Origin of the sequence: Paenibacillus sp. PvP094 (assembly GCF_040546835.1) — a bacterium.
In the GTDB taxonomy this organism is placed as follows: domain Bacteria; phylum Bacillota; class Bacilli; order Paenibacillales; family Paenibacillaceae; genus Paenibacillus; species Paenibacillus illinoisensis.
Map to the genome: position 1 here is coordinate 5,290,328 of NZ_JBEPOM010000001.1, position 21,467 is coordinate 5,311,794.

General features: G+C 41.3%; 21 protein-coding genes. 15 read left to right on the forward strand and 6 right to left on the reverse strand.

Going from position 1 to position 21,467, the window contains the following annotated elements; genetic code table 11:
- The first annotated feature begins 9 nt into the window (after positions 1 to 9).
- From ABIC22_RS24080 to ABIC22_RS24100, 5 genes are all read left to right on the forward strand, one after another.
- Positions 10 to 1,275, forward strand: coding sequence for an ABC transporter substrate-binding protein (locus ABIC22_RS24080; protein ID WP_354484352.1), 1,266 nt, complete (start codon positions 10 to 12; stop codon positions 1,273 to 1,275).
- A gap of 24 nt (positions 1,276 to 1,299) precedes the next feature.
- Complete coding sequence (locus ABIC22_RS24085; RefSeq protein WP_354484354.1) at positions 1,300 to 2,898, forward strand: glycoside hydrolase family 36 protein; 1,599 nt, start codon at positions 1,300 to 1,302, stop codon at positions 2,896 to 2,898.
- A gap of 78 nt (positions 2,899 to 2,976) precedes the next feature.
- Positions 2,977 to 4,278, forward strand: a complete 1,302-nt coding sequence (locus tag ABIC22_RS24090) for a family 4 glycosyl hydrolase (protein ID WP_354484356.1) — start codon at positions 2,977 to 2,979, stop codon at positions 4,276 to 4,278.
- Between the two features lie 389 nt (positions 4,279 to 4,667).
- Positions 4,668 to 5,093, forward strand: a complete 426-nt coding sequence (locus ABIC22_RS24095; RefSeq protein WP_354484357.1) for a hypothetical protein — start codon at positions 4,668 to 4,670, stop codon at positions 5,091 to 5,093.
- A 461-nt stretch (positions 5,094 to 5,554) separates the two neighbouring features.
- Positions 5,555 to 5,920 carry a hypothetical protein gene (locus ABIC22_RS24100; protein WP_354484359.1) on the forward strand — a complete coding sequence of 122 codons (366 nt, stop codon included), beginning with the start codon at positions 5,555 to 5,557 and terminating at the stop codon, positions 5,918 to 5,920.
- A gap of 490 nt (positions 5,921 to 6,410) precedes the next feature.
- Here the strand turns inward: ABIC22_RS24100 and ABIC22_RS24105 are convergent, their stop codons facing one another.
- Both ABIC22_RS24105 and ABIC22_RS24110 read right to left on the reverse strand, forming a co-directional pair.
- Positions 6,411 to 6,770: a hypothetical protein gene (locus tag ABIC22_RS24105; RefSeq protein ID WP_354484361.1), complete on the reverse strand. Its 360-nt coding sequence runs from the start codon at positions 6,768 to 6,770 to the stop codon at positions 6,411 to 6,413.
- A 473-nt stretch (positions 6,771 to 7,243) separates the two neighbouring features.
- The gene (locus tag ABIC22_RS24110) at positions 7,244 to 7,873 is read right to left on the reverse strand and encodes a TetR/AcrR family transcriptional regulator (RefSeq protein ID WP_354484363.1); all 630 of its coding nucleotides are present in this window, start codon (positions 7,871 to 7,873) and stop codon (positions 7,244 to 7,246) included.
- Positions 7,874 to 8,036: 163 nt separating this feature from the next.
- On the opposite strand from ABIC22_RS24110, the gene ABIC22_RS24115 reads away from it, so the two are divergent.
- Positions 8,037 to 8,399 carry a winged helix-turn-helix transcriptional regulator gene (locus ABIC22_RS24115; RefSeq protein ID WP_076315277.1) on the forward strand — a complete coding sequence of 121 codons (363 nt, stop codon included), beginning with the start codon at positions 8,037 to 8,039 and terminating at the stop codon, positions 8,397 to 8,399.
- 108 nt (positions 8,400 to 8,507) lie between these two features.
- On the opposite strand, the gene ABIC22_RS24120 is transcribed toward ABIC22_RS24115, so the two are convergent.
- Positions 8,508 to 9,728: an MFS transporter gene (locus ABIC22_RS24120; RefSeq protein ID WP_354484366.1), complete on the reverse strand. Its 1,221-nt coding sequence runs from the start codon at positions 9,726 to 9,728 to the stop codon at positions 8,508 to 8,510.
- A gap of 51 nt (positions 9,729 to 9,779) precedes the next feature.
- On the reverse strand, positions 9,780 to 11,204 hold the full coding sequence (locus ABIC22_RS24125; RefSeq protein ID WP_354484367.1) for a hypothetical protein: 1,425 nt from the start codon (positions 11,202 to 11,204) through the stop codon (positions 9,780 to 9,782).
- A 495-nt stretch (positions 11,205 to 11,699) separates the two neighbouring features.
- Here ABIC22_RS24125 and ABIC22_RS24130 point away from each other — a divergent pair, with 495 nt between their 5' ends.
- Positions 11,700 to 12,632 (forward strand): alpha/beta hydrolase family protein, encoded by a 933-nt coding sequence (locus tag ABIC22_RS24130; protein WP_354484369.1) that lies wholly within the window; start codon positions 11,700 to 11,702, stop codon positions 12,630 to 12,632.
- Positions 12,633 to 12,743: 111 nt separating this feature from the next.
- On the opposite strand, the gene ABIC22_RS24135 is transcribed toward ABIC22_RS24130, so the two are convergent.
- Positions 12,744 to 13,358: a TetR/AcrR family transcriptional regulator gene (locus tag ABIC22_RS24135; protein WP_354484371.1), complete on the reverse strand. Its 615-nt coding sequence runs from the start codon at positions 13,356 to 13,358 to the stop codon at positions 12,744 to 12,746.
- A gap of 169 nt (positions 13,359 to 13,527) precedes the next feature.
- Between ABIC22_RS24135 and ABIC22_RS24140 the strand changes: the two genes are divergently transcribed.
- From ABIC22_RS24140 to ABIC22_RS24175, 8 genes are all read left to right on the forward strand, one after another.
- A complete protein-coding gene (locus ABIC22_RS24140) occupies positions 13,528 to 13,971 on the forward strand; it encodes a hypothetical protein (protein ID WP_354484373.1) in 444 nt (147 codons plus the stop codon).
- Between the two features lie 719 nt (positions 13,972 to 14,690).
- The gene (locus tag ABIC22_RS24145) at positions 14,691 to 14,924 is read left to right on the forward strand and encodes a hypothetical protein (protein WP_354484375.1); all 234 of its coding nucleotides are present in this window, start codon (positions 14,691 to 14,693) and stop codon (positions 14,922 to 14,924) included.
- Positions 14,925 to 15,207: 283 nt separating this feature from the next.
- Complete coding sequence (locus ABIC22_RS24150) at positions 15,208 to 16,005, forward strand: tyrosine-type recombinase/integrase (RefSeq protein ID WP_354486080.1); 798 nt, start codon at positions 15,208 to 15,210, stop codon at positions 16,003 to 16,005.
- A 344-nt stretch (positions 16,006 to 16,349) separates the two neighbouring features.
- Entirely contained in the window at positions 16,350 to 16,859 is a 510-nt protein-coding gene (locus tag ABIC22_RS24155; RefSeq protein ID WP_354484377.1) for an SMEK domain-containing protein, read from the forward strand.
- Positions 16,843 to 17,283, forward strand: a complete 441-nt coding sequence (locus ABIC22_RS24160) for an ABC-three component system protein (protein WP_354484379.1) — start codon at positions 16,843 to 16,845, stop codon at positions 17,281 to 17,283. Before ABIC22_RS24155 ends, ABIC22_RS24160 begins: the two co-directional genes overlap by 17 nt.
- On the forward strand, positions 17,270 to 17,497 hold the full coding sequence (locus tag ABIC22_RS24165; RefSeq protein WP_110821291.1) for an ABC-three component system middle component 6: 228 nt from the start codon (positions 17,270 to 17,272) through the stop codon (positions 17,495 to 17,497). The genes ABIC22_RS24160 and ABIC22_RS24165 overlap by 14 nt, the downstream gene beginning before the upstream one ends.
- Entirely contained in the window at positions 17,488 to 17,718 is a 231-nt protein-coding gene (locus tag ABIC22_RS24170; protein ID WP_354484381.1) for a hypothetical protein, read from the forward strand. Before ABIC22_RS24165 ends, ABIC22_RS24170 begins: the two co-directional genes overlap by 10 nt.
- Positions 17,719 to 17,740: 22 nt before the next feature.
- On the forward strand, positions 17,741 to 18,484 hold the full coding sequence (locus ABIC22_RS24175) for a hypothetical protein (protein ID WP_354484383.1): 744 nt from the start codon (positions 17,741 to 17,743) through the stop codon (positions 18,482 to 18,484).
- Positions 18,485 to 18,719: 235 nt separating this feature from the next.
- On the opposite strand, the gene ABIC22_RS24180 is transcribed toward ABIC22_RS24175, so the two are convergent.
- Positions 18,720 to 21,335, reverse strand: a complete 2,616-nt coding sequence (locus ABIC22_RS24180; protein WP_354484385.1) for a discoidin domain-containing protein — start codon at positions 21,333 to 21,335, stop codon at positions 18,720 to 18,722.
- Between the last annotated feature and the right edge of the window lie 132 nt (positions 21,336 to 21,467).

The following is a 21,467-nucleotide window of genomic DNA, read 5'->3' on the forward strand; positions in this document are numbered from 1 at the left end:
GTGATGTAGATGAGAAAAATGAAGACGTTGAGTGGATTGATCTTCCTAATCCTCATGTGTTTGTTACTTACTAGCTGCACCCAAGCAGGGCAGACAGAAGAGGGAGATCAAAAAACAATTCGGATCATGATGTGGGGGAATGGCCCTGCTGAAGTAAATGGTGATCGTCAAATTATTGAAGAATTTGAAAAACAAAATCAGGACATTCGTGTTGAAATTGTCGTTGCTCCTTATGATAACATTATGCAAAAATTTGTAACCATGTCCGCAGGAAACGACCAACCCGATCTTGTTTGGATACAAGACGTATACCTGGCTGATTTTGCAGAAAAAGGTTTACTGCTCGAACTGAATAAGTATATGGATAGAGAGAAGTTAAACAAGGAAGATTGGCTACCTGGAGCTATGGAAAGAGGCACATGGGAAGATAAACTGTATGCTCTTCCAAGAGATTTGATAACTATTAATATCGCATACAACAAAGATATGTTTGACGAAGCGGGTGTTACTTACCCTCAAGATAACTGGACCTGGGATGAGTTTTTAGATGCGGCAAAAAAACTCACGAAGCGGGACGAAAAGGGGAGAACCCTTCAATTCGGAATGGCTTCATATTCATGGCAAGAAGCCATAGTTGCTAATGGAGGAGGGCTCTTTAGTCAAGATGGTAGTGAGGTACTGATGGATTCTCCGGAAACGATTGAAGCCCTTCAGTGGGTGGCCGATTTAACGACGGTCCATCATGTTGCACCAACTACAGCAGAATCTCAAGGGCTTGGAGATTTGTTTCTGGCTGGAAAAGCAGCGATGACCTTTAGCGGACCATGGAACTGGAAAGCTTATACGGAAGAAACGAAGTTTTCCTTTGATGTTGTGGAAACACCGGCCGGAAAAGCAGGCAATAAATCTCAGCTTCTTGGTCTTCCAATTGCTATTGGTTCTCAGACGAAGCACCCAGATGAAGCGTGGCGGCTTCTGGAGTTCCTGACCCACGGAGGTGGACAGGATATCCAGTCCAATATTGTAGGAGCGTATCCTTCCGTGAAGCGCGCAGAGAAAATGTTTCTGGACGGGCAGTACTCCCCGGAAAGTGTAGAAGCTGTTCCAAAAGCAATGAAAGAAAATACGGTAGTTATGCCGTCATTTCCAAACCTGGCCCAAGCACATGATTTAATTCAGCCAGTTGTGGATGAAATTGCAAGAGGGAAACAGCGAGCGGAAGTCGCCTTACCAAAGCTCGCGGATCAAATTAGGAAAAAATTTGATATGAAATAAATCAGTAATGGAGGGAAAATTATTATGACATTATTTACTTCAATTCCACCAGATACTGTGTATGTGGAAACCATGAAGGGCAAAGCACCAATGACAAGGGGAACTTCCACATGGAAGTGGAGAAAAGATGATACGTCTGTTGATATTATTAAGAATGGTGAGCAAATGGAAGTAAGTCTTCACTCACCTTTAACTGAAGTGTTTTATATAGTCCTACGATGGAATGTCCATTGGCCACAACAAGTGAAAATTCTGGGCGACCACTTTGAGAGAGGTTACGGAGATCTGGAGTGGAGAGGCCACGTAATTGACCGGAAACTTCCGTGGTATTTCCTCGTTAACACAGGAGAAACCACTAATGGTTTGGGCGTGAAGACACGCCCAGGTGCTATCTGTTACTGGCATACAGATCCGCGAGGATATACATTAACTTTAGATGTCAGAAATGGAACCAAAGGAGTACGGCTTGGTGACCGCATACTGAATGCGGCTACAATTATATATCGCACAGGTCTAACCAAAGAAACATCATTTGAAGCAGCTTGTGAATTTTGCAAATTGTTATGTGATGACCCTTTACAGACGGATGAGCCCGTATACGGAAGTAACAATTGGTATTATGCTTACGGAAATAGCTCTTACAACAATATTATTGAAGATAGCAAGCTGCTCGCAGAACTTGCACCGATATCTGGACCACGACCCTACATGGTCATTGATGACGGATGGCAGCCAGTGCGTCTTAACGGACAATCTTGCAATGGAGGGCCGTGGGACCGTGGAAACAATCGATTCGTCGATATGAAACGACTTGCTGATGAAATGAAAGGCCACGGGGTTAAACCAGGGATATGGTACCGCCCCCTACTGACCAGTGAAAGGCAAGAGGTTTATTTTAAAAGAAGAACAAGTGACGGAGATGGGTCAACGATCTTAGATCCCTCTGCTCCGGAAGTACTTGAACTAATAAAAAAAGATATTCGTAGATTTGTAGATTGGGGCTATATGTTGATTAAACATGATTTCACGACATTCGATATTTTTGGTAAATGGGGTTATGAAATGAATGATTCTCTGTTTGCGTATCGTGAAGCTTTCATAGATCGTTCAAAAACGACAGCCGAAATCATCGTGAACTTGTATAAAGCGATCCGTGAGGCGGCCGGAAATACTGTCATCATTGGTTGTAATACTATCGGTCATCTAGCAGCAGGTCTTGTACATTTACAACGTACGGGTGATGATACAAGCGGTATTGAATGGGAAAGAACGAGAAAAATGGGGATTAACACCTTGGCATTCCGTATGCCACAGCACAATGCCTTGTTCCAAGTGGACGCAGACTGTGTGGGTATAACGTATAAGATCCCATGGGAGTTGAACAGACAGTGGCTCAAGCTTTTATCCAGTAGTGGAACACCGTTATTTATTTCTGCCGACCCAGAGATTGTCGATAATGAGATAAAAGAAGAGATTCGAAAAGCTTACCAAGTAGCTTCACAGTCTTTACCAATAGGATATGCGAGAGATTGGATGAGTACAACCTCCCCAGAGAAATGGGTTCTGGGTGGGCAGGAAGTCGAATTTCACTGGGACGAGAATGCTTTGCTTGAAGATAGATAATCAATATAAATTCAATAGTATCGATATCCTGTTCTTACTTGACTATGGAAATGGACAGAAAGAAGGGTGGAAAGACATATGAAAGTAGTACTTATAGGTGGAGGTAGCTTCGTGTTTGCGCCTACCGTATTGGAAGATGCCATCGTGAAGCATAAACTTTCAGGCAAGTTGGTATTAGTGGATGTGAATAAAGAGATCGTTGAAGCTATGGCTGGAGCGGGGCGAAGAGTGGCTCGTGAGCTGAAGGTTCCTCTTGAAATTGAGGCGACTATCGATCGGGAAGAAGCATTAATAGGTGCCGATTATGTCATCGTATCCGCTTCTCCGCAAGGGGCACAACGTTGGCTAACAGATTTCAACATTTTGACAGAACATGGACTGTCTGATCAAGCGAGGGAGTGTGGTGGCATCGGTGGTCTTTTGAATACATTCCGTTCAGTGACGCTGATTCTCGACATCTGCCGAGATATGGAGAAACTTTGTCCTGATGCAATTCTTCTGGATGTAACCAATCCCATGCCACGTGTAGTCACTGCGATCGAACGCTATTCCAACATTAAAGGTATTGGATTTTGCAATATCGCGTTTCGCGGACCAAAGAGTTATGAATTTCTTGCCAGGTTGGTCAATCGTTCAGGAGATGAGATCGCAGTGGAAACGGCAGGACTCAATCATTTTGCCTGGGTGATGAGTATGATGGATAAGCAGACAGGTGAAAGTTTGCTTCCTCAATTAATTGATGTGCTTGTAAAAGCAAACTGGGGCAAGTATGACAGTGAAACAAAGCGAGAGCTCGGAATTATGAGAGAATGGTATAATCTATATGGAGCGGTACCTGCAGGCGCTGTAGACCATCATGCGGAGTACCTGCCATATCGTGAGAATATACACTATACAACTTCCCCTCCATATCATGGGACAGCAACAAAACGGCAGGAACGATTTCAGGAATTATTAAATATTGCAGATGGCAAGTTGGATTGGCAGAGGTTGTTTATAAATCCAAGTTGGGAACATCCCATTGATCTGGCAGTAGCACTTCAACAAGGTAACTACGTAGAATTGCCAATACTTAATGTGCGCAATAACTACGCCATATCTCAATTACCTCAAGATCGAATCGTGGAAGTGCCTGTCACTGTTGAAAGTGGGGTTGTGAAGCCTAAAGTTGTTCCTCCATTTTCACAACAGTTGGCAGAACTGATTCATCAAATTTCTGACATTCACGAATTCAGTGTAAAAGCGGCATTTACTGGTGATAAGGAATGGGTCAAATTAGCAGTTGAATTGGACCCTGCGATTACTCAAAAAGAGACAGCTCACATTGTAGTTGAAAAAATGTTGAAAGCACACACAGATTTGCTTCCACAGTTTCAATAAACAAACTTTCTCCGATTGTTCCTAATATAAGAAGTATCCGATTGATTTGGAGGCGGATACTTCTTATTTATCTTTAATTATCTTGAGGTCGTATGATTGGGTGCAAGAACGTTCAATCTCTTAAAGATTGGAAATAATTGATTAAGTAAGACAGTTTTAGCAAAGTAAAGAGTGAGTATACATTATCTAATCAAAAAGAGTTGCGTTATGAGTAATAGTTCAAAGTTATCACATTTTTTAATTCTACGGGGCAATGATTGAGTGAATGACCCTAATCATTAGATGAGAGGTAAAAAAAAACCTAGAGGAACTAACCCTAATAATTTGATATAATTACCAATATATCTTATAATTTCTATATTATCAACTAGATTTTAGGGAGGTATTTCATGAAATATATAATAATGATTATTATGATAGCTATCATTGCAGGATGTGGTGGGAAAAACGACGGAGAACAAATGATGAGCACAGGCGATATTTTAGCGAATGAGATGATCAAAAAAGATCCATCTGCAGATTTATTCTTATTTAACGAGCGGGTGTATATAAGAAAAGAAGAGATTAATAACATAAACCAATTAGGTGAAATGTTAGGAAAAATCAAAAGCAATTATGAAAAAGAGGGAGAATTTAAGGATTTAATGTCTACGGAACTTTCTGTGGGAACAGAAGCAAAAATAATAATGACTTTGACTAACTTTGACTTATTAGCTTTATACATATGTGTCGCGGGACAAGAACATTGTTCCATTCTAAGTCGCTATTTTAGCGGCTTTTTTGTTTTAAGGAACCAAGTTCTTGACCCAAGCTGAGGACAAGAACATTGTACCATTGCTGAAAAGGACAAGAACATTGTGTCATTTCGGATTAGACTGTTATCTAATATTATCATCACAGAACTGATGTGGCGAAATAAAAGCATAATTGGCCTAATTAACGATTTTTGTATTAGTAAACAGGTTTCTTTGGCTGTAGGCAAGAACTGAGTTTCATTGATGAAAAGATTGAGAATAGGGTATGAATGTCGATTAGAATATTTGTCTGTTTCATTAAGCTAACGGGCAGGATAGCGTAGCGACTAACTCAAAAAGTGGGTTATAATAATGATACTGGTAACCGCACATTTGATGTAATTGGAGAAGGTTGAAAGTAATGGAACCATACGGTTTTTCCAAAGACTATACGTTTGAGATGCCAATGTCTAACCTAAACAATGGTGAATTATCATGCACAAGCGCATATGGATTAAAGTCGAAAAGTGGGGACGACAAAATTGGGTGTTAATACAAAGGGAAAAAGAAAGTTCGTTCATGGTGAAAAAAGATATTATTGGTATGTCAAAGAAGATGATGAAGATTACGGGCGAATTAAGCTTTTTATTGTTTCGGATGATAAAAATTTTATCGTTTCTTATGAAGTTGGACAATCCCAAAAAGAACGAATCCCCTTCATCGTAATTATGGGCTTGGAGTTTGGCGGGTTAGAAAATGGTGGTCGTAGCGGATGGGTTAGAGTACAGACGCCTTTGTGGGATGACGACGTTATAACGTCAGGTATTGTAAAAACCATAATTGAATGGAGTCTGACTGATAAAGATAGTCTCATATTCGTGGATTGGACGGGAGATGTAATTTACTAATTTATATCCCTTCTTCTTAGTCAACAACTGTCATTTGTTAAGCTGACGGGAATCTTTAGTTTAATTAAGAGATGTTATTAATCTTATGTACCAATACCTTTGAGCTTACAGGCTGGATAGTAACCGGCGGTGATGAATTTGATAGTTGAAGTTGATGGTTATTTTGAAAATGTACTTATTATCGGCAAGACATGTTCAATTTCGGAATTAAGAAAGTAATATGAAATAGCCAAAACCAGTTGTACAAACATAAGTGAATTTACAGATTTTTTTTGTAGGGTGTTTCAATTTGAGCGTCTGCCTTCTTCACACGAAATAGATGTTAGGCCAGATGTTATAATTGATACGGATACTGACCGTATTTATATGCCATGGCATTAAACTACCCTGAAAATTAACTCATAGCGTAACTCTAAAAAAGACAATACGAAAGTAGGCGCAGCTTACAAGATTTTAAAAAAAGCTGCGTCTCTTGGTTTGAGAAGGTTAATTAGGATGCTTCTGAAGTGGCCAGAGTTACAGTAAATCCAAGGTTTTCTAGCTTTCGAACAGTTTGTTTGACGATCGCGTCATGGTGTCGTTTCTCAAAATAATCGGAGCCTAAGTCTTTATAATCTTCTTGCCTGGTTAGTAAATGGTAAGCAATGGTCATGATGGAATGCGCAACAGCAACAGCTGCACGTTGCCTTCCTTTGCGAGCTGCAATTCGCCTGTACTGGGCACCGAGATAATTATCAGATCCTCGTATGGGTACGGAAGGTTTTAATCTCCTTTCCTTCAGGTGTAATGATGCATGCAGTAATGTTCTTCTTGTGAACATCCAAACCGCATGCCCGTTCAATGAGAACATCCATGATACTCACCTTTCTACGGCAAAGTAAAATTGGGGGCTGGTGCAACAACCAAAAAGGGTTAATCTACCCTGCGTGCTTCCTAAAAAGGAGCGACAGTCCGTGGTGCACCGAGGTCGCTGGGGTCAGACTAACGGAAGGGTCCGAGACACCATAGTTTAACGACCTCCCTCGCCAGCCGTAAGATAGTATAGAACGTATCTACAGAATTTTCATTATTCTGTGGTGCCCCGAGAGGGGCATGGTTGGCAAACGGGTAGTTTAAGCAGAATCCTCATTTAATTCTAAAAGTTTTATAAAAAGGTAAGCGATACGCTGATCGAATTATTGTGAGGGGCTGAACCAGAACTTTATTCCGTGATAAAAAGGAGGATTATGATGTTCCTTCAACACAGGGATAACGACGACCAATCTAAAAAACAATAAATTGAATATGGGCATCGATGCCACTCTATCAAGTAATTTGTATTGCTCAATCAATCCTCTCGAATACGTTGTCAACAGATAACAAATCCCATACGCTCATCAAATGAGTTATGGCAGCAGCAATTTCCTCGTATGGAACATCGTCTCGGGCTTGCGTAGAAATCCCTCGTAAAAATGTTTCAAATAACGTAATCACCATGGAGATATCCGTGAATTCTGGCAACTCCCCGTTGGCTACGGCTCGTTCTATACAATCTTTGATCCACCCCCGGACTCTCTTTCTTTCATTTAATAGAAGGTCTTGGATATGTTGTTGCTCAGGAGAACAGTTAACTGTGGACAACACCAACAGACAACCTAAAGGGTGAGTGTTCTCTGTCTGGAACCGAGCTGCTTCAAGCAGTCCCAATTCCATGGCTGCTCTCGACGTTATGTTTGTATTTTTGAAAGTTTCCGAAGCATGTCCATACATCGATATGTACCGATCAATCACTTCACGGAACAGATCTTCTTTTGACTTAAACGCTGCGTAAAAACTTGCAGATGATATATCTCCCATTGCGGCCTTTAACTGAGCTAGTGAAGTGGATTCAAAGCCATATTCCCAGAAAAGAATCATGGCGGCGTCAACCGCCTCTTCACGATTAAAAGTACGTGGACGTCCTGTTCGCGGCATAAGATAACCTCCTTTTTTAATTTTATACTAATCGATCCAGAAGTCCTTGACAAGAATGGAGTGTTTAAACATAATATATGGAATGAATGTTCTATAATTCGAATTGGCTGAAGAGAGATCATTTACATTTGTATAATCTTTTCTAAAAAGGATGTGTCGACAAATGATAAACTTTCGAGACAAAGAATATCGCTGTACCTCGGAAATTGTACTTGGCTTAATCAGTGGGAAATGGAAGATATCCATTTTAAACCGCTTAGCAAAAGGTCCAGTACGGTATAATGAGCTGCGACGGGAACTTCCTGAAGCAACCCAACGTATGCTTACGATGCAGCTAAGAATACTAGAAAGCGACGGACTTATTATTCGCAAGGTTTATCCAGTTTCACCGCCAAAAGTGGAATATTGCTTATCTCAGCTGGGTGAACAACTTTCCGTTATGCTCATGATGTTATGCGATTTTGGAACCAACTATATCGAAAACTTTCCCGATGAAGTATTGTACACAGATCACAAGAATGCATAAAAAGCTACTGCTGTCCATTTACCATTAACCTTGCCTTGATCGGGCTGCTCTTGATACTCGAAAAGCAGGAGGTACTTTTCAAATTACCTCCTGCTTTATAGGTCTTAATTATATATTTCCTTCGTGTTGATCTCGCAGTGCATTATTCACTTTAGTCTTACTGACGGTTCCTTGCTTCAAACGATAGTTGACCCATGCCAACACTGCCGCGAGTACGGCTACAATTCCCCCAGACCAGGATAGATCAATAAGCTTCATGTTCGTAGTGACAAATCCACCTAAAGCGGATCCGATCGCAATGCCAACATTGTTGGCAACGGAGGTTAAGGACGAGGCTAAGTCTCTTGCCTCCGGAACATGCTCATCGGCAAAATCAATGAAGTACAACTGCATCGTCGAGTTCATAAGATAAACAACGAGAGCCATGAATGAGATGCTGACGAGTCCCCCAACAAGAGAGCCGGAAGTAAAATAAAGCGACACCAAGATGACACCTTGAGCCAGAAGCACATAGCGAATTTTTTTCATCCCGTCACTGACAGCCAGCTTTCCTCCGATTAGCGTGCTGAAAATAGACACAACACCATACAGTAAAAAGATGAGACTAATATAACGAGCCGGAACAAAAAGCACATCCTGAAGCAAAGGAGCTAAATACGTATAGATGCTATAAGTAGCTGCTATACTTAACATCATAATGGCGAAAGCAAGCAAAATTCTGGGGTAGGCGAGCAATCTGAGTTGTTTTGTGAGTGGACTGTGCGTTCCTTTTAGTCCTCTAGGAATGGTTGCGATGCTTGCTATCAAAGAAATGATTCCCAAAAATGTGGTTAACCAGTAGGCCAAATGCCACCCGCCCCATTGTCCGATAAAAGTGCCAAGAGGTACGCCAAGGACGCTTGCCACAGTGAAACCAGTAAAGATGATGGAGATCACAGGCCCTCTTTTTTCCGGAGGCATGACTTCACTTGCCACTGACATCGCGAGTGCGATCAAGACGCCGGTAACTACGGCCGTGATTATTCTTGACACCAGAAGCAGGCCATATGATTCTGATAAAGCCGTGATGATATTCCCAACAATAAATATGCTGAGTAAGACAAGGATGAGCGGGAATTTGGAAAATCGGCTGAATAATGCTGTGAAGACCGGTGTACCTATAGCAAAGGTAAGCGCAAAAGCCGTCACCACAAAGCCTGCAGTCGATATGGCGATTTTCATATCTGTGGCAACTTCAGATAATAATCCGACCATCAAAAACTCACTGGTCCCCAGAATAAAGGTCATTAAAAATAAATTCATTGTCAAAAACTTTTGTTGTCTGGTCAATATAGATTCTTCCTTTCTATCCAAAATGAACGGTGGGTTTCATTTCACAACTTACAGCACTAGAAATTGCGTACCGAAGCCTTTGCCGGAAACATATGCCGCCTCCAGCTCCTCCTGATCTCCTTTATCCAATAAAACTACATTTTCGGGATAGAGTTTGCCTAGTAAAGCCCATAAGACAAGTTCGTTTTTGCCAGTCGGAATGAAATGGATGCCATCTGCATTGGTGACCAATCCGGAATGCGAGAGAATGTCTTCAGCAGGGTGCCAGTTGATGTATTCTCGTTTTTTAAATTCGCACCCGGCATTGCTGCTTCTTTGTGGCCGATATAAAAACCGCCGCCCCCTAAAAAGCTGACCAAGATCTACTGCAAACTTGCTGCCTTTTATCTCCAAACTGAACTGTAGGGTTGTTCGATCTATACTGGTATTTGGCAGCAACCGGGCAATAGATGGTTCATTGTAATCCTCCCCATATTCAGGAAGCAATTCGTCGTCTGCGGGTGTTCCTTTTCCTGCCTCTTTACGGGGCGCGGAATAATAATCTTCATATTCATAATCGAAGGAGACCGCAGTCAAACCTTCTGCATCTTCTGCCTGTATCGTTTGTACGGGATGCCATCTCAAGAGATAACGGGATGCCGTACGGGCAGACTCACCCAAACCAGCCGGCAAAACAGTGCCTAGACGATATTGGAAGCCGTAACCAACTCTATCTAACCCTGAGCTAACCACACTTTGTGCATAGTGAATGATCGATTTGTGTGTCAATTTTTTCTTGAACAGTTGCGTTAAGAATACTTCTCGGGATGGCTCTAGAAAACGCAATCCTTTGAATTCCCAATATTCCTTGACTTCAAACGGAACCTCTTCCCAATTAGCAAATGGTAATAAGGCATCCCGAAGTAAAACGAATTGGTGTAAGTATTCATTATAAATCTGCATAATTCTTGGTCCGCCAAATGGTCCCCAAACCTGAGCAGTGGCTTCCGGGGTCAGTGGATGACCATAACAGTGGCTTCGAAATTCCAGTTCACTAAGCGTTTCTGATCCATACTCAGCCAATGTCTTTTTCTCAGCATTGATCTCTCTGGCCCAGCTTATTAATTCTTCTCCGATACGCACCGCTTGAGCACTAATCTCTATACCGGCATGATCTTCAAGTTCCAATGATTTTAAGGGCAAAGAAGACAAGCGTCCGTAAATCGCCAAATTCGCTAACAGGCTATCTAAGAGTACTGTCGGATCGCTCTTCACTGGTTCGCCCAGCTGAACCAGCATGGCCTCAAGCATTTTATCGAGTTCGATAACAATCTCTTTTGCTCGATATATGCCTGCAGGCAAATTCCAATCCATGTTCGAGTTAACGCCCTGTCTGATGGAGTTGACTGGTTTGTTGTCAATGAGTCGCTCAATATCTATGGTTTCTCCCCAAACGATTTTCTTCTCTTTCAAAATAAGTTGATATTCCTTCATTTCTTAGCACCTCACCTATGATTTTTTTAACGACGGTGTGTCGCACAATCAATTGTGGATTGATTGTTCTGTATGTAAGGTTATCAGCCTTACTAATTGGTGAAAAGTACGCACTTTTTTGTGTGAACGGAACATTTTTGTGGGGTAGGATACATTTTGATACTAGAAATGGACTTGATACAAAGACCAGCTCTGCATGCCGATGGTGTCTTGAGATGAAAGAAGGGCGGGAAAAGATTTTTGAGCAATGATAGTTTTTACTTCCTGTCAGAAGGATGGTCGAATGATTGATGCTCTGGAGATGTTTTGCCATAAAAGTAGGGGGAATGTTGATGAATGAGGCCTAATCGAGTGATTAATTAAAAACTTATTGCAAACGGAATTTTGTTCCGTTTATAATAGGAACGTGGTTCCGCTTAAGCTTATCTTTTCAAAACAAAGGCGGCGTTAGCCATAAATCTTAATATCTTTTAAAGAAGGGAAGGAACAATTATTATGGAATTCAAGATTAACGCATCCTCTCCAGTCATCTCGGTGAAGCCGATAGTGTTATCAGCCCCGGGCCGTGGTGAGGATCTACGAGTGAGAGTATCCGCGCCGACGACCGGTCGTAATTTACCTATCATTGTTTTCTCACACGGATCCGGCTCTTCGTTGGAGGGCTACGGCCCCTTGGTTGACTTCTGGGCTGCACACGGCTTCGTGGTCATACAACCCACCCATCTCGACTCGAGGACAGTGGGCCTTCCTAAGGACGATCCCCGCACACCACGGATCTGGCGTTTCCGAGTCGAAGACATGAAGCTCATCCTCGATCAGCTAGATCTCCTAGAATCTTCCGTTCCCGGCCTCAGCGGACGTCTTGACCGAAGCCGTATCGCTACAGCCGGACACTCCTTCGGCGGCCAAACGGCGGGCAATCTTTTGGGCTTGCGAGTTCTCAACCCGGAAACCAAGAAGGAAGAGGATCTGGCCGACTCGCGCATCAAAGCGGGCGTGCTATTGGCTACGGCTGGGCAAGGCGGGGACAGCCTGACAGCGTTCGCGGCCGAGAACATGCCGCACCTGAACGTGAGCTTTGCGCACATGACGACGCCTACCCTTGTGGTCGCCGGGGATCAGGACAACATCCCGCAAAAATATCAGTTGACCGTCCGCGGCCCGGAATGGATGACCGACCCCTACTTCTTCAGCCCGGGAGCCGAGAGCTTGCTTACCCTCTTTGGCGCAGAACACTTACTTGGTGGAATCTCGGGTTACGAGGTTAAGGAAACAACAGATGAAAACCCGGAACGTGTCGCTTTGATCCAGCGGGTCACATGGGCGTACCTTCGCCAAGCACTCGACATTGAGCACGCCAGCTGGTCGGTAGTGCAAAAGACTTTGTCGGAGAGTGCCAACCCAATTGGTCGAATTGAATCCAAATAAGCTCTAAGAAATGCAAAGTGCGCTCCCTCACCGGCGTCGAGCCGGTGAGGGAGCGCACTGTGTATTTCTTATCGATTCGCCGGAGACAACCTCCGTCCACTTAACGATGCGTTAGCGGTTTGCGCGGTAGCGCAACCCATCTACGAGCAGTGCAACAATATGTTGCGCATGCACAGTATCTCCGTCATGTACCGCCGTACAGAGGCTCGCGACCGCCCACAGCAATTCGTCTGGCTCGACATCGGCACGTACCTCACCGGCATCTGTCGCTGTTTCAAGCAAGGACTTTAGTGCCGGACTTAGTTCCTTTACAAAGCAGACAGGCAAAGTCTCGTATGCCGGATCGTTTGAATGTAGAGCCGCCGCAAGTCCGCGTTTAGTTGCTATGAAGTCCAAGTAACGCTGCATCCATCGCTCTAGTGCCTCAACGGGTTCATATTTAGCGGCTAAATCTCCCGCAGCATATGCGCAAGCATCGATCTCCTGACGGAAAACAGCCTCGATCAGGTCCGAGCGCTGTGGAAAATGGCGGTAAACAGTGCCCACGCCGACGCCGGCCTTCTGCGCAATCTCTCGAACCGGAGCGTCTACTCCCGAAGACTCGAACACAGTCATCGCGGACTGGAGCAAAGCATTAATGTTGCGTTTTGCGTCCGCGCGCACGAATCGAACCTTTGGATCGCGAGGCTCTAAGCCATCACTGCGGTCTTCTATTTTTTCGTTCATTAAGTTATATCCCCCATATATTAACGGAATTCATCCATTACCACATACCCGAATAATTATAATATTAATACTAAGATGATTCAACCGTGTATTCCGATTTCAACTTGGTGTGTAAGTGGGTTGGTTTCAACCATATTTTCCGAATACCCTTTAAAATAAATCTAAATGTATGGTTTACCTAAATAACATAGAAGATATATCTGGAGATTTTCTTCCTAAAAACGAACATGAAATCAAAGAGTTGTATAATATAAGAGTTAGAGAGAGTCGTGACAAATATATTGGAGATGAAACTGTTGGTAGTGATGAACTGTACAGGGTTATTACTATAGAGGACTATACCAGTGTATACGATCAATTGACAGCTCATGTTTACTACTCCCATGACAATAAGAATATTGTTGTCGAACTGGGAAACGACGATAATAAATATTTGTATTACCATTGTCTTAGAGAACAAATGAAAAGTCACCCCAAATCATTTGATGAAATATATGATACGAGGCAATTTTTTCAACGTAAAGAATCTACTTTCTTTAAATGGTATCCTGAAGAGGTGTATGCCTTAGAGGCTTTAGAGGATAGGATTAAAACTGATACAAAAGAACAGTGAGAAGCATTTGCGGGATTTGTTTCTCGAATGTCGGGAGAAAGAATCACGGAAGAGATGATTGCTGACGGATCATATTTAGACTTGCTAAAGCCAATATCCGCTGTTATGTATGTAGATAAGGACACGGTTCCAAGCGTTGTAACGTATGCTCCATATGACAAGGCTCAGCCGTATAAAGGCGCGTTAAGGCTAAAGGAAACGCTTGATAATAACGCGCAGATTATCAGTTTTTCGTAAGTGAACATTCTGGGCATGGGCTTCAGAATGATTCTAGAGTGTATAAGGAATATTTAGATATGGCTTCTGGATATTTAGATAAATATATGCTAACGGAATAGTAATTACCTGCTCTGATAAATAGGGCTTGCTGAACAATCATAAATCCTTTGCTTGGCACGTTGACGCTACCCGCTATGATTGTAACACCAACTCTAGAAATTAAAGGGTCTAATGAGTTGTTTACTCATTTATTTGGTTTATCCCGTGATATTATAGCCGAGAACAGAGAACAATGTGAATCTTATTGATTTTCATTTTAGTTCTGAGTTGCCTGTTCGATCTCGTTCCACTTTTAATGAAGCCTCATTCGAGCAATGGGAATCACATGCTATCAACGGAATACATGCATTTAAGCAGAACCATCTGCTTTCTCGTCACGATGAATGGTATCGGAATCTGGAAAAAGATTAGAGCAACATAGCGGAAACAAGTACTGGAGCATGATCAATAAGGATACGAAGCCCAATGAACCTTCATACAGAAGCCTACTTGTCAGAAAGAAGGATTCAAGCGATTTTGTGCCTATTCGTTACAGCCAAATTTATCTTTCGGTCGGGAGAGGCATGTTTCCGGGAATCGGCGTGTTTTTGCAGGTGGATGAGGCGGCACGAAGCGTATTTGCCTCGTTTGGAAGTACTGTTGACTACGGCAGTATTGTCAGAGGTATGGCTTGATTAATTATGGAGTAATATTTAAAAGACGGGCTTAATTTCGTTGAGCTATGGTTTGCGGTAAGAAAAATACATGAGTTGTGATTGTTTCAGAAAGTTTCCTCTTTGAATATACTTAAAACAGATAGAGCAGTTTGCAATTGGCAACTGCTCTATTCCTCGTTAAACTAACGGGAAACTCTAGTTAAATAGCCCCAGTCTAAAACTACTATTTGAAGCAAACTAGTATTGATTGCTTTTATAGGAGGTTAGTGAACTTTGGAATCAATATGAGGCAGATAAACGAATTCAAGGGTTTAGCCCGAATACATTGCGTGCATATGCTTTACAATTCAAGATGTTGGTTACGGAACTAGGGGATGTAGATATTTCGGGAGTAACTCTAAATCTTTTGAAGGAATACTTAGCGAAGCAATCTGATCGTCTAAAACCAAACAGCCTAGGACACCGTATCCGTTTTGTACGTTCCTTATTTCGGTTTGCATATGAAGAAACCTATCTATCTAGCAATCCTTCCAATAAACTGCGTGAGCCAAAAATGGAGAAGCGGGTACCTAAGTTTTTGATGGAAGAAGATGTGATTCATTTAAAGATCTCTTGTCAGACCTTACGGGAAAGACGTCTTCTTGAATTTTTATATTGTACAGGATGTCGTATAGGTGAGGTAGAGAAGTTAAACATAGAAGACTTGAACTGGGAAAACTGCTCGGCTATTGTAAACGGAAAGGGGGCAAAGCAAAGAGAGGTTTACTTCACCACGGAGTGCAAAGTATGGTTGAAGAAGTATTTAGATAATCGCGAAGACTCGTGCAAAGCCTTATTTGTAACAGATACCAATCCGGTAAAACGTATGGCAATACCGACACTCAGGTGGGTATTAAAGCGGCTAGCATCGCGTGGAGCAGTTGCTGCAAATGTGTATCCTCACCGTTTTCGTCATACCTATGCATGTCAGTTGCTTGATAATGGAGCACCATTAGATTTTATCCAAGGTATGTTAGGGCATGAAAAAGCATCGACCACACAAATCTATGCTCAACTACGCGGTGAACGACGTAGAGAACTATATCGGCGATTCTTTTAGCTTTGGTAGCGGCAGTCTCATCTATGGATCTGTCGCTATTCCACTATCCGGCAGACAGAGGCTTATGAAATTTGTTCAGTAAGGGACCGAGATCAACATGTTATTTTAAAGTATTGTTCATACCTTACAAAACAAAACTCAAACTACATATAACTCAAGTTATTCATTTTTTCTACAGTGACTCAGATTTTCTATTGTTGAATTTCTTTTTATGTTTGTGATAAAACACATTGTTTCTATTATTTACTATCGCTATCTCATCTCAGGGGATTATAATAAACACCAAGGGGAAAGCAATAAAATCTGATGAACAACCAACGTGATAAGAGGTGATCTTTTCGGCCATGAAGAGACAAAAGTATTACAACGAAATCTCCGAAAAATTAGAAATATTATCAAGGAGAATTAAAACCAATGGTAAATTAAATGTTCTAGATCTTAACATCCATGCTGAAACATTTTATAGAGACCTCTTGAACAGTGTATATGACTATCAGCTAGAGTCAGCCAACGTTCTGAGTGCAAATGTGGCAGCTATAGACTTAATTGACGCAACTAACAAGCTAGCTATTCAAATATCTTCCACAGCCACTAAACAGAAAATAGAGAATACTCTATGTAAACAAAAGACAATGGATTATGCTGCCGAAGGATATAAAATTAAATTTCTGTTTATCGCTGATGAAACACAAAGCTTACGTAATAAGAATTATATAAATCCACACAAAATTTCATTTATACCTGAAGAGGATATTTTGGACAAAGTAAGCTTGTTAACTTCAATTTCACAATTAAGTATTGGTAAATATAGTTTCGTACATGATCTATGCTACAATCGTGAATTTACTAGCTGAAGAAGACCTTGATGAGAGTGGGAACTCTAGTACTAAACTCGACATTTTTAATATTGACGAAAAAATTGTCTATAATGAACTAGAAATTATTAAGGATACAACTATTAATGAATACCTTCCCTACTACTCGAAATTGGATCGAATATATAAGGAATTTGAATATGAAGGGAAGAATAAAAGAATCTCTGTATTAAGGAAACTAACATCCTTTTATGAAAAAGAAATGTGCAATATTAATATTAACAATGTTGAACGATTTTTTAATGTAGTAAGCAGTGTTGAAGAGTACATAAACAACAGTAACAACTTGAATGATCTTGAAGAAGATATTGTTGAAATGTGTGTGAAAATAATCGCTGTTGATGCGTTTATTAGATGTAAAATTTTCAAGAATCCTAAGGGGTATAATTATGTTGCTACCTAATGAAATAAAACCCGAAAACAGTGTTTATTATTTTGCATCTTTAGTCTTAAAAGAAGTTCAGAGAAAAGAAAAACTACAAATCGTATTGTTGTTTCAATTCTTAAAAGATAAATATGGGATATCACTAAAGATATTTGCATATTGCCTTGACTGGTTGTACCTCATAGAAGCAATAAAAATAGATGAGAAAGGAGACGTTGAATTATGTACTTAAAAGAACTAATAATATCTTCCTATTCAGAGATCATCCGAAAGATAGAATTTCATTTAGGTGCTAATCTCATTGTAGATGAAACTATAGGAAAAAGTGATCTTGAGACTGGTAATAACGTTGGGAAAACGACTGTGCTTGCATTGATAGACTATTGTTTAGGGGGGGGATGGGGAACAAATCTTCATAGATCCCGAAACGAAAAAGGAAATCAGTTATGTTAAAGATTTTTTAGTGGAGAGTGAAGTGCTGATAACTTTGGTTCTTAAAGAAGATCTATTGGTTGAATCCTCAAATGAAATTGTGATTAAACGGAACTTCTTACAAAGAAACAAAAAAATCATGTCTATTAACGGGCAGAATCTGACTAAAGATAAGGGGAAAGATTTTGAGAAGAAATTGTTAATTTCACATTATATAAGGTACCAAGATAATAAAGTAAGCAAAACCTTAAGAGTTCTGAGTACATGGTCTACAAATATTGAATATGAGACATTACATTTATTTATGTTCGGTTTCCCTGTTTCAGATAGATCGCAATTAAATACCAAATTAAAGGGCGAGCAGGAATATAGAAAGAGATTAGAAAAGCATAGATCAAAAACAGAGCTTGAGTTGCAACTGGACATTGTAAAGAAGAACATTCTAGTTTTAGAAAAAAGAAAAACAAGTTTGAATATTAATGAAAATTATAAGAATGACTTAGAAAAACTAAATGACCTCAAATATAGAATAAGCGTTGTTAGTTCAAGAATAAGTGAGTTAAGTGTAAGACAGCAACTTTTAAAAGAAACAGAGATGGAATTAAATTCTGATATGTCTGAGATTAATTTGCCAGAGCTACGTGAAATTTATAAAACGGCTAAAAAAGACATAAGTAATATCCAAATTCAGGAAGAGAGCTACTCAACAAATTATTTATCGATTCAGCATAAAAGTGGTTACTTATACATATGTACAAAATACGAGTTTTGTGAAACAGTATCATAGTTTTAGTTTTACCACATGGATCAATGTGGCTTTTTTGATTTATAGCCCCCGAGATCTTTTCAAACTCATATGGATAAATATGTGATCTGACTTCTTCACAATTCAGCTATCCAATCTATCCAAATATAATATGCACCCATTTTAGTTTTAAAATAAGCACATATTATATTCGAAATCTGAATCGAATTCTATTAATCTGATCCTACGTCATTTTTAATTCTCGTGTACCCAAAATTCAATAATGCTGTTCATATCGAATAAATTTGGTCTGAACCGGTTCAAATTCAAATGTTTCATAAGCCGCCTGTTTTTGACTGGCCACGTTACTTAATACCTTTTGGTAATTAATTCCATCTAACGAAACTTCCAAATCAAAATAATTGGATCGCGTATGCCCATTATAGAATTGAATGCTAACCTGCCCTACTTGAGTCTGTTGCTCAAGCTCCAACTGCAGGTATTGTCCCTTTCCATCTGCAGACCATCTGGAGTCTGGATCACGATCGATCGTATGGATCGGCAGATTGCCATCATCTGCACTTGCCGTAACATTAGTTACGACAGCGAATTGTCCTTCCGGTTCAGCCATAGGCTCTTTGACTTCAAATTTCTCCTGTGCCTCGACCGTTACGCCATTAAAGACGCAGCTCACGATGATGTCGACCTTTCCCGCTTTTACCGCATGGAATGTAGTTCCTTCCATATATCCGATCGTATCATCACTTGATGTGTACGTCACAGGAACATTCAATTCTGCAATGTTTACGATCTCTCCATTATCTAATGTTAGAAACGAGGATAATTCTCCGCTTCCGCCTGCGCTGATCGCATTACCTGCGACTCTCCAACCGGGTACTGTTTTATTGGGACTTATGGAGATATTCTCTGGAAGTACGGGTGTATCAGCTACCTTAAACTTCACTCGTATGTTCTGGGTGTGACCCCGATAGGATACAGTGATCTCTCCGGTTCCATTAGTCCCTTGCGGTTGCTTAATTTTAACCTTTGCATCCTTGGCATAAGCTTTTGCAGAGATGATCGGCGTTTCGGTTGTGCCATAAGGCAAAGTATGAACGTAATCCGTTCTTAAGAACTGCATACCCCCTATAGCTTCGCCATTCACCAACAGGGATTTAAGCCCCAGATGAAGATCTTTGATTCGTTTCTTGCTCTGATCCTGATATAAACTTTGCGGGGATAAACGATCGCCCTGCCCAATGCCTTCCGCCATATCAAATGGCTGCGTATTCGCATCCGGAATGGAACCGACAATGTTGACGTTCACGCCGGTGTCCTTTCCTTTGGTTCCAATGACATATCCATTCCCGAATTGTTCTGATTCTACAATAACGCCGGATTTACTAGGGTGTGCCGCCTGACCGGTCGTATTCCAGAACACACTTTCAGTGGTTACCACCCCATGACGATTCGTTTCGGATGATCCATAATCCCGTGTAATGGCAGAGATCCCGTCCCCGTTAACGACCAGGTTATCGATCAGGTTCGCCATGCTTAAATACATATGAAAATCAGTCAATAATGAAGGCTTCTCAGAATACGAACTTTGCAGGACATTCCCGTTTGCAGAGAAGTTAGCATATGTGAAGCTATGTCTAGCTCCTATTGCCTTACTATTCTTAATGAGATTATCATTGCCAATAAATTGATATAAATAACCGTTTCCATTCGCCCCACGATACTGCGGGTACTGGATAGTTACATGATCCACAGTTACATTCTTCGTACGATCCAGAATAATCCCTTTGGATAACAGGTGATAATCTGCATTGCCAGCTGGTTTATAGGTGTTAATATTTCGAATCCAGCTGTTCGCCACTGCAATCACATTAACCGCTTTGGCATTATCGGCTTCATACCCAGCAGTCCCAACGACTTTGAAGTCATCTTCACCAAGCCCCGATTTCGCATTTTGAATATTTGCAATCGAGAAATCTTCCAAACCTACCTCAACAATCGGATCTGCGGTCTGACTAATCGTAATATCATCGCGCAGCTTCATTGGATAACGCGTCGGAATGTCTAGCGTGATCGTATGGTTCTCCGGATCTACGCCTACAATTTGGCGATAGAATAACGGTTCTACTTTCCCGAGACGTGACGACCACTTGTTTTGCATGCCAAGCTCACGCAAGAAACCCGGCGTCGTTTCGAATGAAATGACCACGTAATCATTCACCGCAAACCCGCTTGTGTCCTCAACGGGTAGCAGGACGGTTGGATCAGTAACGGATTTTCGAAGTTTCGTAGAAATTCCGGTTTTCTTCCAATCTCCGTTACCGATCCGGATAATATCCTTGTTTTTCATATTTTGCTGTGCATTATAGATATGAGTCTTGTTCATCCCGTCACCTTTCAGGACCACACGACTTGCAGGAATGTTTAGTGAATAATCCTTGCCATCCTGAGGGTTAACCTGATATGTACCCTTGGGAAGATACACGACACCCCCACCTAACGCAACAGCGGCATCAATTGCCTTTTGAATAGCCTGTGTTGCATCTCGATTCCCTGAAGGATCGGCAAAATAAGGTGATTTGGTAACGTCAATACGTTTGTTTTTAGCCGTTTTAGGTAGTTCTGTTTCTCCGCGCCGATAACCGGCATACGAAAAGTCATGCAGAAACCTTCCCTGTTCATCTTTAAATCCAGGATACCAATCTTTTGGATAGAGTCTGCTTCTGCCATCCGTACCCAGAGACAGATTCTCACCGACACGATCAATAGATGGCTGTGAGTCGCCCTCTGACGCTCGAACTTCCTGGGTTCCAGGTACAGACAATCCAACAGTCAACGTAAATGCCAACAATAAAAAAGGCCACTTTCTACGCATGCTTTCGTTCTCCTCCTTTTTGGATTTCAGAGTATGTTAGCGGTTTCAAGAAACCCTACAGTCACCTCCGATCCTGCTCAAACAAGAATCATGTGCATGCTAACTCAGCATGTCATAACCGATTGTAGAGCA